Source organism: Marivirga sericea, assembly GCF_900177665.1.
GTDB lineage: Bacteria > Bacteroidota > Bacteroidia > Cytophagales > Cyclobacteriaceae > Marivirga > Marivirga sericea.
The window spans coordinates 113,624-126,224 of sequence record NZ_FXAW01000005.1 but is presented as its reverse complement, the minus strand read 5'-3'; the positions used below and the strand labels follow the sequence as shown (position 1 = coordinate 126,224).

Genomic DNA, 12,601 nt, shown 5'->3' with positions numbered 1-12,601 from the left:
GGATTGTAAATTCTTTCTGTTTCAGCATTCCATAAAATTTTACCAAATATTTCATTACTAATTGATGGTGAATTGGCTTCCTATTTAATCATGACTTCATATCGTTCAGAATTTGCAGGGGCAATTTCTCGCATTACCTCATAAGCCTTTCTTCGTAATGCTAAATCTCCTTCTGTGAAAATTTCTACTATTTCATCAGATTTTGATTGGATTAGAAGTGTGATAAATGGGGAGTTAGGATTAAGTTTATTCGCTTTTTGAATATTTTCTAATGATTCTAAGATGGATTTTCGCGCTTCTTGGGGATTCTTTTCCATTAGATCGAGGCCCTTTCTGTAATATAGATATAAGCTTTTGCGAACAGGTTCTAATTGTGAATTAAGAGCTGACTGAACTAAAGAGTACCTACTCTCAATATTCCCAAATTGTTCCCAGCCCGCTCCAAACCCTTGCTGATTAGCCGATCGTGCAATATTCAAGGCTTCATCATAATATTTTTGACCACCTAATTCTGAAAAAGAGTCGAAGTCCATTGCAAGCAAGAAATTTGCATAAAAGGCTAAAATACTAACTAAATTTTCGTTGAAGCTGTTTTGTGTATAAATTAATGGTTGAGATTCAGTATAATCGAAATTTAGATTACGATCAGCTATATTAATCATGATAGATTCATAATTACTATTGTAAACCGGCCTGACTGACTGCACTTGCATCTGCGCCTGAAATCGACCTGTTCTTGGAATTTCTGTAATATTGATGGCCATTATCCCCTTTAATCTTTCGTAAAGCTCAAGTTCTTCTTGCATCCATTTGGTTTCATTAATGAATTGGGTGAAAGCGTTTTCCATATTGGTAAATACACGCGTTTCAGAGGTATTGGCTGCAGTGGCATCCACTTTGATTCGAAAAAATAAATCTTGAGCAGTCGTTGAACTAAGAGAAAAAACAATAATAAAGACTGTTAGAACGATTTTATTCATTTTTCATTACTCAAATTATGTATTTGATTTAATATAATTTTGGCTATTTCTGACTTTGCTAATAATTCCGATTCTTGTATCAATCCTTGAAGTCCGTAGATTTTCACCTTGTTAGTATTATGTCCAAAAGCAGCATCTTTATCTCTCAGGCTATTGAGAACGACTAAATCAAAGTTTTTATTTTCTAATTTCTTTAAAGCATTAGCTTCTTCATTTTCAGTTTCTAATGCAAAGCCTATATTCAATTGATGTTTTTGTTTGTTTTTTCCTAAGGAATTAGCAATATCAACGGTTTTCTCCATTTCTATAGACATTCCATTGGCTTCCTTTTTGATTTTCTCAGTGGCCACTGATTTAGGTCTGTAATCTGCAACAGCTGCGGCAAATACAGCAATATGAGCATCTTTATAATGCTTTTCAGCCGCCTCGTACATTTCTTGTGCAGACTTAACTTTGATGAAATTCGTTAGACCTGAAGGAGAATTAAGAGCGGAAGGTCCTGATATAAGAGTAACTTGACCTCCTTCTTTGACAAATGAGTCAGCTAATGCATAGCCCATTTTTCCGGAAGAGTGGTTGCCAATAAATCGTACAGGATCGATAGCTTCCTGTGTTGGTCCTGCAGTTATAAGAATTTTTTTCCCCTTAAAGTTTTTTTTTAGCGCAAGGATGTTTTCAACTTCTCGAACTAAAATTTCAGGTTCTTGCATTCTACCCTGACCATCTAAGCCACTAGCTAATTCACCTGATGCTGCTTGTATGATGGTATTACCAAATGATTCTAGTTTCTGAAGGTTTTCAGTTGTAGTAGGATGTTGGTACATGTCCAAATCCATGGCAGGAGCAAAGGCAATCGGACACTTAGCTGAAAGATATGTCGCTAGCAGGAGATTATCGCAAATGCCATGCGCACATTTAGCTATAGTATTTGCTGATGCAGGAGCAATTAATAATAAATCAGCCCACAAACCTAATGCAACGTGGTTGTTCCATTCGCCTGCACTGTTTTTTACAAATTTGGAGAGAGCTGGCTTCTTACTTAAAGTACTTAACGTAAGTGGAGTTATAAATTCCTTGGCATCATCTGTCATAATAACCTGAACTTCTGCACCTGCTTTAAGCAACAAACGGGTAAGCATGGCAGTTTTGTAAGCTGCAATACTACCCGTTATTCCTAAAATTATCTTTTTACCTTGGAGCATTTCCAGGTTTATTTATCCTCTTCTTCTCTTTTTCTGTAATAGACTTTACCTTCCAAGAATTCTTCCATCGCCATAATGGTTGGCTTTGGCATTCTTTCGTAAAATTTAGAGATTTCAATTTGTTCTCTGTTTTCAAATATTTCTTCAAGATTATCAACAGTTGAAGCAAATTCAGCTAGCTTATTACTCAATTCTTCTTTCACATTGCTTGAAATTTGACGAGCTCTTTTTGAAGCTACCACTACTGTTTGGTAGATGTTATCAGTATCTTTAACCAATTCAGAGGTGTCTCTAGTTGTAATTGATGGATTTGCCATATTTATTTATGAATTTAATTTTCTAATTTGTTCTAAACAATCTTCGTAAATGTCTTGTGCTTTTTTTAGGTACTTACTGTTTTCGTAAGTCTCTATAAAAGTTTCGTAAAAGGAAATAGCCTCTAAATATCTTTCTTTCTTCACGGAGTAAATACTTACTTCTGCTAAATTATACATTGCTTCTATTTCTAAGTATTGAATTTCCTCGGTAAATGAAGAACCCGGGAAATCATCCTGAAAATTATCAAATTCTACCAATGATGCTTTAAGATATTCTCCGGTCATGAATTTTTTTAAGTCGTAGTATAATAAAGCTTTTTCATAAGCTTTTCGTTCCAATTTAGACCTTAACTGACCCAAAGCAGCATCTGCCTTTGGTACAAACTTCGAGTTAGGGTATAAATTAATGAAACCCTGTAGCGCTACAATTGCTTCTTTTGAACTTACTTGATCTAAGTTATATCTTGGAGAATCTTGGAATAAAGAATATCCAAACATAAATCTTGCTTCCTCTGCAAATTGACTTCTATTAAAAGTATCATAGAAAGTTTTGAAGTAGTGAGAAGCTAGTAGGTATTGTCCTTGATAGTAGTAAGTATAGCCGTAGTAAAAATTCGCAATTTCAGCTTTTTCAGAACCTTTAATAATCGGCAAAATCTGTTCAAGGAGAACATTTGCTCTATAGTATTCACCCTGCTCATAATAATTAATAGCAGCATCATACTTTTTCTCCCAGTCATCACTTTTCCGAAGCTTTCTGAAATCGCTACAAGCAGTGATTAGAACCGTGATTAATGTAATTAGTAGTAGATTTTTGTACGAATTTCGCATAAGGGTGCAAATATACATTTGTTTTGTGGAATGAGCAATTTTTATTGATAACGATACGCTCTGGAAAAGATTGGATAGGGCTTTATTTTTTCACTATGAGTTTCCTTGTTGCTAAGCCTTCATCTCTTATAGATAGTGTGTAAAAATAAACTCCAGGGTTTAGATCTTCGGTATTAATGCTCAGTTTGTTGTGGTCAGGACTCAATTCATAGGTGTTAACAATGCTCCCTAGCACGTTTTGAAGAGTAATTTTAGCATCTTCTTCATATGGCGATATAGTGTACTCCATCACTGCATTTTTCACTGCTGGATTTGGAAAAAAACTATTAACCGCTATATCGCCTTTTTCAAAAAAAACATCTTTAGAATTCCTTTCAGTGACTTTTAGAGCTATTTCTTTTTTAACCACATGGTCTACCTTTAAATCTATAAATTCTAAATAGGCAATGGAATTAAAATTCGATAAGCCTCCGTTGAGCATGATCTTAATATCATGAGAGACACTGTTTGCAGCAATACTGATTGTAATAGATTCGTTTTTGTTGCTACAAACACCTTGATAACACATTATGAAGGTGGAGCCCCCTTGAATCTCATCAATGTTTTGTTTAATACGGATTGATTTCTCAGTGTTGCTGAAATTCTGTATTTTAAAGGTTTTAGTTGTGGTTTTTTGGAAGCCTGTAACAATTTCACCATCTAAATCTTTCACCAATATATCTTGTGCCCACAAAGATGCGGAAAGAGCTATTGATAAAAATATGGTAAATATTATTTTCATTAGACTTTATTAATTTCATTAGTAAAAATAGGACTTAATTATTATAAAGTCTAATGGATTACAAAAAAATAAAATCTAAATGTAATAAAATATTACATGAAGCGTTTCACTGTGTTTTAGTTTTCGTCTTCTAACCTTGTTTCATCAGGTAAAACAGGCTGATTCTTTTCAGCCTTGGTAACTTTGATCGGAGCATATTTGCCTAAAACATCTATTAGTTGGGGTTTTTTCTCAATTTGCCACAGAAAATCTTTTAACCTTGTTTCGGGCTCTTCAATTTCATGTGGAGGTATAAACCGTCCTTCAGGATCTTTATAAAATGTGATATCATTCATTTCGCCATTCAAGAATTGAATCTTCATTGAACTACACAAAACTTTATTCATTCCAATTAAATCTAAGGTTTCTTCGTCTACTGCAAAATAAATACTTTCACCATTGCCCTCTACTAGAATTTTATCCATTTCATCATTTTTTAAATAGGCCGTCATATTTCTTCCTTTAATCTGATTGAAATTTTTTATCGTGTCCTGATTTATGGTAAATGCTTTATTTCGCATATTCAGCTTATCCATTTTACCATTTTTAATTTCCATGAAGATGGTGTCTGCAACGATTTGATTTCCTTCGCTCCAAATGATTGGGTTATGGTAAAAGAATATCATCGAATCTTGCATCATATAAGCCATGGAGTCTGATACACCCTGCATATCTGATTTATAAATTTTAACATTTTTGTAGGCTAATAATCTGCTAAGCGAATCATATTCGGAGTCTATAGAAATTAGGGTGTCGGCTGTTAGATAAAGCGTATCGTTATCGACCGCCTGCTTTAAGATAGGGTTCCCCCAAATTTTTGTGATACCTTGTTCCTTTTTGGTGGCGGCTTCGTCTCCCAAAATTATAATATCATTTTCTTCGGAGATTACCTTTACATTTCCTTTTGCTTTGGATTCTTGCGTTAAATCATCGAAATAAAGCTCATCTCCAAAAATTTCATATGATTCTGTAGTGATCTTACCCAGTGTATATTGCGCATTTTTTTTATCGGTGTAAAATTTACCTCCCTTTTTGGCATCAACAACTTCACCATTTTTCATAATAGTTTTTGTTGGTCCGAAAGTAGTGGCAATCTTGGTAGTTCTATGATAGAAAAGTGTATCAGTCAACAATTGATATTCTGGATTAGTCAAATCCACGTCTTTATAGAATTTGATTAGATCTTCTGCATTTACAACAAAGCCCTCTTCTGCAATTAGGGTTGTTTCGTCATCTACTAATTTTCCTCCATTGAAAAAATGACCATCTTCAGTGGACATGTAATAATCTAAATAATTTGTGGTCATGCGCATATCTCCATCGTCATAGACTACATCATTTCGTAATTCAGCCTTATTTTCATCTATGTAGTAATTTAATCGTTTCGAAGTGATATCAATTGTATCATTCTTTGTGATCACTACATCACCAAAAACGATCATAATCCCTTGCTTATCGTAGTATAATGCCGAATCACCCTTAATTCTAACATTCTCTTTTTTAATATCAAACCAGACGTTATCAACCAATCGGGTAAAGCTATCCTTTCCTTTATTAATTGTTTCTGAGTAACCTTCTGAGCCGTATTTTACGCCATTTTTCTGCGCAGAAGCACTGAAAGAAAAGATTAGAAAGAAACAAAGGATTAAAATTCGTTGGAAGTTCATACATTTACTTTTGATTGCTGTCATCAGCAAATTCTGTGCAAATCTAAGTAATTTCATAAAGAAAAATGTTAAGCACGTCATTTTTACAATTTATCAAATCAGAAAAACTCTTTCAAAAGAACGAACATTTACTTTTAGCTATTAGCGGTGGTCTTGATTCTGTGGTTTTAGCTCATTTATTAGTTGAGGAAAAATTTTCTTTTTCTTTAGCGCATATGAATTTTCAATTGAGAGGTGAAGATTCTAATCAAGATGAGCAATTTATTAGAAATTTAGCAGATAAATTAGAAGTTGAAGTTTTTGTAAAGAAAGTGCAAATAAACAAAGAGTTAGGATCTACTCAAGTTCAGGCCAGAGAACTACGTTATGATTGGTTTGATAAACTTCTTGAGGAATATTCATTTGATAAAATTTTGACAGCCCATCATGCCAATGATTTGTTGGAAACTGCATTGTTGAATATAAGTAGAGGAACTGGTATAAAGGGCATAAGAAGTATTTTGCCTTTACAAAATAGAATTGCCAGACCCTTGCTTTTTGCAGCAAAATTTGAACTTCAGGAGTTTGCTGAATCTAGATCAATAGAATGGCGAGAAGATCTTTCAAATTCTCATGATCATTACACGCGAAATAAGATTAGACATCACGTAATTCCTCCATTATTAGAGTTAAACCCTAACTTATTGGCTAGTTTTCAACAGACTGTTTTTCGTTTGAGAGCTACTGAAAAAGCATGGGAAGAAAAAATAGAAACTATAGCCAAGCGCTACCTTAGTTTTGAAGAGCAGCATGTTGTCATTGATTTATCGATATTAAATGAAGCTTACGTTTTGGCTTATCTGTCAGAACTATTGGCAGTTTATGGTTTTTCTTTACAGCAATTACAAGCATTTGATTTTGCTAGGGTAGGGGCTCAATTATTCAGTTCAAATTACGTCTTGACGATTGATAGGGATAAAATGTTAATCACTAAAACTATAGATCAAGAAAATTTTAATTTCTACCCAAGAAAAATTAGTTTGAATGAAAGCCCAATTATTACTCCTTATGGCACTTTAAAGATTGAACTGGTAAAAGAGGAAAAGATATCTTTTAAACGAGATCAAAAAATTGCGTTTATAGCTTTTGAAAGCTTGAAAGAACCACTTGAAATTGATCTGTGGGAGCAAGGTGATAAAATTCAACCCATAGGAATGAAGGGCAAGAAAAAAATTAGTGATATATTGATTGATCAAAAGGTGCCTTTGCCTCAGAAGAACAAGGCTATGGTTTTAAAATCTGGCGGAGAAATTGTCTGGGTTATAGGGTACAAATTCTCTGAATTATTCAAAGTTAAAGAAGAGACTACTAAAATATTACGAATCGAATATGAAAATTCTTAATCCATTTAGAAAGACATATGACCAGAAGCAAATGGTCCTTTTTAAGTTTTTGAAAGAAATTAAGTTGTTTGAGCAACTAAATTTTGAGCAGCTATCACATTTTGTACCTTTTATGCACATGAGGGTTTATAAAAAAGATGAAGTGGTCTTTTTTCGAGATGATCCCAGTCATGCATTATACTTGACGCAAAAAGGAGAAATTACCTTAACTATCGACATTCAAGATAGATTCGAAAGCTTGGGTGGTTTGTCAGAAAATAAGTCATTTGGAGATAATGCTCTAATTCCTGATGCCAGAAGAATTTACAATGCAATAGTTGCCTCAGAAAAAGCACAGATTTACGTAATACCACAAATTAATATTTTTGAAATATTTGATCATTATCCGAAAATAAAAGCGAAAGTGTTGGAGTCTTATACACAACAACAAAATGATTACGTAGCCCGATTGTTTTCTACTTATAAGACCAATTTCGGTTTTTTCGATTTAGGTCATGTGTACGGGAAAATGTGAAATATATTTAACTAAATTTTGCTAGTGAGGGAGTTGAAACACTTTGAGAATCCTCGTCAGAATAGCATTATTTTTTGTAGTTTTGTAAGCGAAAATAAGATTGTTTAACGTATAAAATAAATAAAATGAAAGTTACCGTAGTAGGAGCTGGTGCAGTGGGCGCAAGTTGTGCCGAATACATTGCCATCAAAAATTTTGCCGAGGAAGTTGTGCTAGTTGATATTAAAGAAGGTTTTGCCGAAGGTAAAGCAATGGATTTAATGCAATGTGCTTCTTTAAATGGATTTGATACTAAGATTACTGGTGTTACCAATGATTACAGCAAAACTGCTGATAGCGATGTAGCTGTTATCACTTCGGGTATTCCAAGAAAGCCTGGAATGACCAGAGAAGAATTAATTTCTACTAATGCTGGCATAGTGAAGCAAGTAGCTGAAAATCTTATTAAAAATTCGCCTGATGTGACTATTATAGTAGTTTCTAATCCAATGGATACAATGGCCTATTTAGCTCACAAAGCGACCAACTTGCCAAAGAATAAAATCATTGGAATGGGTGGTGCTTTAGATTCTGCTCGTTTCAAATATAGATTAGCTGAGGCTTTAGGATGTCCTGCATCTGATGTTGATGGAATGGTAATCGGTGGTCATAGCGATACGGGTATGATTCCTTTAACTAGAATAGCTACTAGAAATAGTGTGCCGGTTTCGGAATTTTTAGCTGCGGATAAATTGGAGAATGTAAAAGAAGAAACAAAAGTAGGTGGTGCGACTTTGACAAAATTATTAGGTACATCTGCTTGGTATGCTCCAGGTGCAGCTGTATCAGCCATGGTTCATGCCATTGCTAACGATTCACAAAAAATGTTCCCTTGCTCTTGTTTGCTTGAGGGGGAATATGGATTGAATGATATTTCTATTGGAGTTCCAGCTATAATAGGTAGAAATGGAATTGAAAGAATTGTAGAAATTAAGTTAGATGATGCTGAAAAGGCAAAATTGACGGAAAGTGCAGAAGCTGTTAGAAAAACTAACGGTTTATTGTAATAGTCTTGTGCAAGAAATTTTAAATTAAAGCATCTGTAAATTAGCAGATGCTTTTTTTATTTAAGTACGATTTTAAATGCTTCTTCAAAATGTTTTCGCCTTCACCTTTTAAGAAACGGAGGTTATTCTTTTTTTAGAAGAAAATTTCAATTGTAAAAGAAGTCTTTTTTAATGATTAAAACTAGATAATGCCCAAGGAGCAACAACCTAATAATCCTCTTCATGGTGTAACGCTTAAAGCGATTTTAGAGCATTTAGTAAATCTTTACGGTTGGGAAGAACTTGGAAGCAGGATCAAAATTAATAGCTTCAACTTCGACCCTTCTATAAAGTCAAGTTTGACTTTTTTAAGGAAAACTCCTTGGGCTAGGGAAAAGGTAGAGCGACTGTATATTAAAAGTTTGAAAGCTTAGTAGTCAATTCAGAAACTACTGATTTTCAAAAAGTAATACTTAACTGTTATTCCTTTCAAAGAGTAGCAGTAAACTAAACTACCTTGGATTTTATTATTTATCCAGTGCTTCAAGAAATTATAGATTTGAAGATTAATTTTATTTGAATTATTATGAATTTTAAAGGTTAATTATCATTTTTGAATACGAACCATTGTATTTAAAATAATGTCATTTTCTCCAAAACCTGCCCTGCTTGTCTTAATATTATTATTCTATTGTTTCAATCTAATCGCCCAAAATGCATGGATCAATGAATTCCATTATGACAATGATGGGGGAGATGTCGGGGAATTTATTGAAGTTGTTTTGCAGGATGCAGATTCTTATGATCTGAATTTATTTACTGTTCATCTTTATAATGGAAGTAACGGTGAATCTTATGGTGCACATTCATTAGATTCTTTTGACGAAGGGATTAGTGAAAATGGTTTTACAGTTTTTTATAAAAATATCCCGGGTATTCAAAATGGTGCCCCAGATGGGTTCTCATTAGATTATGACAACACTTTAATTCAATTCATCAGCTATGAAGGAAGCTTTACGGGTGCTGGAGGAGTTGCTGCCGGTATGCCTTCGGAAGATATAGGAGTAGAAGTACCCGCTTCAACTCCTATTGAAACATCATTACAACTGTCAGGAAACGGGATAATCACTTCAGATTTTTCTTGGCTAGAACCAAATGAAAAAACTCCAGGACATCTTAATAATGAGCAAAATTTAGGACCAACATGTATCCCACCGGCTCATCAAGCTGTTTTTTCTATTCCGACATTAGGAGATATTAGCGATGATAAAATTACACTGAACTGGACTAGGGGAAATGGTGATGCCGTTGTGGTAGTAGTAAAAGAAAATAGTCCTGTTAATGAAAATCCTATTAACGGAACTCCCTATACTGCTGGCAATGATTTAAGTAGTGGATTAGCTGAAGAAATAGGGGTAGGTAATTTTGTGGTTTATGAGGGAAGCGGCAATTCCTTGGACATAACAGGATTAACTCAAGGTACGGAGTATCATTTCTCGATTTTCGAATATTACGCAGCTGACTTTTGCTACTTGACTGAAGTCGAATCATTAACGGTATTTACCACTAATTCCTTTGATAAAGATAGTAAAATTGAAGCTCCGGAAACTCAAGTTAGAAAAACTTACATACCTTCCATTCTAAATTCTGAAGTAGATGCCGTGGAGGTTTTTAAATTTAAAATCACCGATTTAGGAACCGATGATGGGGTTTCTACCCTTCTGAAAAATGTAGTAATTGAAAAAAGTATTGAAAACACTGTGTCAGATTGGTCAAGAGTAATCAAGGGGGCAAAGTTGAATGATGGTAATTCTGATTTAAATATTAATCAATTATCTATTAATCAAGACCAAATAGAATTTGATTTTACAGGAAATGAAATCGAAATATTAGATGGAGAATCGAAAGAATTTAGTCTTTTAATTTGGTTGGAAGAAACACAAATGGATAGTGATACACTAGCATTTGAAATTTCAGAAAATCATAAATTTCAAGTAAATCCATCAGGATCTTCTTTTCAATATCCATTGTCGAGTCCTGTGAGCTCTCAAGCGTTTAATATTGAAGTTCAAGCAACAGAACTGGTGGTTCAAAATATTCCGCAAGAAGTGTATGTACGGGATACTTTTGAATTGAGGATTGAAGCGGTGGATATCAATGGAAATATTGACTTAAGTAGTCGCAATTTACGGATTTCGTCTAATGGTTCTGGAAGTCTATCTGGAGCAACAGACCGTAGTCTAATAAATGGAGAAGCGCTTTTTGATGATTTAGCTTACAATTTTGCAGAAGAAAATTCATTTACTATCAGTACAGATGAATTAAGTGTCGAAGTGATTATTTCTTTCATAGAACCTATAATTTCAATAGATAAAAGTAGTTTTATTTCTGAATTTGAAAGCATTAAATTTCCCAATAGTTCTAAATATCAATCTTATCATGTTTTCACTGAAAACATAAGAGATTCAGTATGCATCATTGCTCCAGAAGGTTTTCAACTATCTTTAAACTCTAATTTTGAAAATGAAACAAATACACTTTTCCTTAAGCGTGAAAGCTTTGATGAAACAGAGGTTTTTGTGAGATTTTCTCCTATGGACGCCAATGGAAAATTGTACCAAGGAAATATCATACATTTTAGTCAAGATTCAGACACAGTTAATTTAGCCGTAAGTGGTCAAGAGGGGACGTTAATTCTGTCTAGTATCAGATCTGTAAAAGAAAAACAAGTTGGTGAAAGGGTGAAAATTCAGGGAGTAGTGATAGGAGGCAGTAATCATTTTGAAAACAAAAGAATTATTCAAGATGAGACCGCTGGAATTGTGTTGGAAAGTGAAAAATTAGCTAATGTTAATTTTGGGGATAGTTTAGAAGTCGAGGGTGTGTTGACAGAATCCGATGGCTGGTTAGTAGTAAATGTTGAAAGCGAGGTCGAAATTTTTGCATCTGATTCTATTTTTTTAGAGCCTAATTCATTGACAATTCCTGAAATCGATGAAAATATGGAATTTCAAAGGATTGAAATTGAAAACATAGAAATTTCCGGGGAAGGACATTTTGAGCGGGGCGAGTATTTTGTTTTTGATGATGCTGACACCGTGATTTTGAAAATTAAGTCTAATAATCATTCTTTAATTGGCACTGAAATTCCATTTGAAAAGGTGAACTTGAGCGGCTTTATTAGCAAAAGCCAGCATTTTTTTAATATTTATCCTGAATTTTTACAAGATGTTGAGATTATTCCTAGAGAGACTCTGCTGACTATTAATGCACCAAAGGATGGATTAAATTTTGGAAATGTATTTTTAGATGATTCATCCGAGCCAAGGTCTTATAAAATAGCAGCTGAAAATTTACCTGAAGACCTAAATATATCAGTAAGTGAAAATTTTGAAATGAGTTTACTTGAGAATTCTAATTATACGAGTGAATTAGTCTTGCCCATTAATCGAAAGGGTAATATTCCTGAAATTGATATTTATGTTCGTTTTTCACCAAGACAGGCTAAAGGAGGAATAGTCAATGGTGAAATTAGACACAGCTCAGGTGATCAAAAAATGAGTATAGCTCTCAAAGGGATTGAGGAGTTAATTACATCCAATAACCGTTCATTAAAAGAGAAAATAGTGATTTATCCGAATCCTACGAGTGCATACCTTAGAATTAAGTTAAACTCACCTAATGAAAGTCATTATCAATTATTAGGGTTGGATGGTGTGATCTTTCTGGAAGGGGAAATTTATAGATGTCATACTCTTGATCTTGTTGGCTTAGATAAGAATGTGTACTTTCTAAAAATCAGAATAGATGGAGACGAATATGTTCAGAGAATCATAATACAAAACTAGGCCAGCTTTTGCTGA

Annotated in this window: 11 protein-coding genes; 5 read left to right on the top strand and 6 right to left on the bottom strand. The window is 33.9% G+C overall.

Annotation, left to right across the window (positions count from 1 at the left end):
- Nucleotides 1-80: 80 nt before the first annotated feature.
- The 6 genes from porD to B9Y84_RS12365 form a co-directional block, all read right to left on the bottom strand.
- A complete protein-coding gene (gene porD / locus B9Y84_RS12390) occupies nt 81-980 on the bottom strand; it encodes a type IX secretion system protein PorD (RefSeq protein ID WP_085517697.1) in 900 nt (299 codons plus the stop codon).
- Nucleotides 977-2,182: a bifunctional phosphopantothenoylcysteine decarboxylase/phosphopantothenate--cysteine ligase CoaBC gene (gene coaBC, locus B9Y84_RS12385; RefSeq protein WP_085517696.1), complete on the bottom strand. Its 1,206-nt coding sequence runs from the start codon at nt 2,180-2,182 to the stop codon at nt 977-979. The genes porD and coaBC overlap by 4 nt, the downstream gene beginning before the upstream one ends.
- A gap of 8 nt (nt 2,183-2,190) precedes the next feature.
- Nucleotides 2,191-2,499, bottom strand: a complete 309-nt coding sequence (locus B9Y84_RS12380) for a DNA-directed RNA polymerase subunit omega (RefSeq protein WP_085517695.1) — start codon at nt 2,497-2,499, stop codon at nt 2,191-2,193.
- 6 nt (nt 2,500-2,505) lie between these two features.
- On the bottom strand, nt 2,506-3,330 hold the full coding sequence (locus tag B9Y84_RS12375; RefSeq protein ID WP_245830863.1) for an outer membrane protein assembly factor BamD: 825 nt from the start codon (nt 3,328-3,330) through the stop codon (nt 2,506-2,508).
- Nucleotides 3,331-3,412: 82 nt separating this feature from the next.
- The gene (locus B9Y84_RS12370) at nt 3,413-4,111 is read right to left on the bottom strand and encodes a T9SS type A sorting domain-containing protein (protein WP_085517693.1); all 699 of its coding nucleotides are present in this window, start codon (nt 4,109-4,111) and stop codon (nt 3,413-3,415) included.
- A gap of 116 nt (nt 4,112-4,227) precedes the next feature.
- Nucleotides 4,228-5,874, bottom strand: coding sequence for an OstA-like protein (locus B9Y84_RS12365; protein ID WP_176223791.1), 1,647 nt, complete (start codon nt 5,872-5,874; stop codon nt 4,228-4,230).
- Between the two features lie 8 nt (nt 5,875-5,882).
- Between B9Y84_RS12365 and tilS the strand changes: the two genes are divergently transcribed.
- The 5 genes from tilS (at nt 5,883) to B9Y84_RS12340 (ending at nt 12,586) form a co-directional block, all read left to right on the top strand.
- Nucleotides 5,883-7,199, top strand: a complete 1,317-nt coding sequence (tilS, locus tag B9Y84_RS12360) for a tRNA lysidine(34) synthetase TilS (protein ID WP_085517691.1) — start codon at nt 5,883-5,885, stop codon at nt 7,197-7,199.
- A complete protein-coding gene (locus B9Y84_RS12355) occupies nt 7,186-7,713 on the top strand; it encodes a Crp/Fnr family transcriptional regulator (RefSeq protein WP_085517690.1) in 528 nt (175 codons plus the stop codon). The genes tilS and B9Y84_RS12355 overlap by 14 nt, the downstream gene beginning before the upstream one ends.
- 125 nt (nt 7,714-7,838) lie before the next feature.
- Nucleotides 7,839-8,759: a malate dehydrogenase gene (locus B9Y84_RS12350; protein WP_085517689.1), complete on the top strand. Its 921-nt coding sequence runs from the start codon at nt 7,839-7,841 to the stop codon at nt 8,757-8,759.
- A gap of 188 nt (nt 8,760-8,947) precedes the next feature.
- A complete protein-coding gene (locus tag B9Y84_RS12345; protein ID WP_085517687.1) occupies nt 8,948-9,172 on the top strand; it encodes a VF530 family protein in 225 nt (74 codons plus the stop codon).
- A 207-nt stretch (nt 9,173-9,379) separates the two neighbouring features.
- A complete protein-coding gene (locus B9Y84_RS12340) occupies nt 9,380-12,586 on the top strand; it encodes a T9SS type A sorting domain-containing protein (protein WP_085517684.1) in 3,207 nt (1,068 codons plus the stop codon).
- Nucleotides 12,587-12,601: the final 15 nt, after the last annotated feature.

What these genes read in the sequence shown, in the direction of transcription:
- porD (WP_085517697.1), bottom strand. Translation starts at nt 980, where the DNA reads ATGAATAAAATCGTTCTAACAGTCTTTATTATTGTTTTTTCTCTTAGT.
- coaBC (WP_085517696.1), bottom strand. Translation starts at nt 2,182, where the DNA reads ATGCTCCAAGGTAAAAAGATAATTTTAGGAATAACGGGTAGTATTGCA.
- B9Y84_RS12380 (WP_085517695.1), bottom strand. Translation starts at nt 2,499, where the DNA reads ATGGCAAATCCATCAATTACAACTAGAGACACCTCTGAATTGGTTAAA.
- B9Y84_RS12375 (WP_245830863.1), bottom strand. Translation starts at nt 3,330, where the DNA reads ATGCGAAATTCGTACAAAAATCTACTACTAATTACATTAATCACGGTT.
- B9Y84_RS12370 (WP_085517693.1), bottom strand. Translation starts at nt 4,111, where the DNA reads ATGAAAATAATATTTACCATATTTTTATCAATAGCTCTTTCCGCATCT.
- B9Y84_RS12365 (WP_176223791.1), bottom strand. Translation starts at nt 5,874, where the DNA reads ATGAAATTACTTAGATTTGCACAGAATTTGCTGATGACAGCAATCAAA.
- tilS (WP_085517691.1), top strand. Translation starts at nt 5,883, where the DNA reads ATGTTAAGCACGTCATTTTTACAATTTATCAAATCAGAAAAACTCTTT.
- B9Y84_RS12355 (WP_085517690.1), top strand. Translation starts at nt 7,186, where the DNA reads ATGAAAATTCTTAATCCATTTAGAAAGACATATGACCAGAAGCAAATG.
- B9Y84_RS12350 (WP_085517689.1), top strand. Translation starts at nt 7,839, where the DNA reads ATGAAAGTTACCGTAGTAGGAGCTGGTGCAGTGGGCGCAAGTTGTGCC.
- B9Y84_RS12345 (WP_085517687.1), top strand. Translation starts at nt 8,948, where the DNA reads ATGCCCAAGGAGCAACAACCTAATAATCCTCTTCATGGTGTAACGCTT.
- B9Y84_RS12340 (WP_085517684.1), top strand. Translation starts at nt 9,380, where the DNA reads ATGTCATTTTCTCCAAAACCTGCCCTGCTTGTCTTAATATTATTATTC.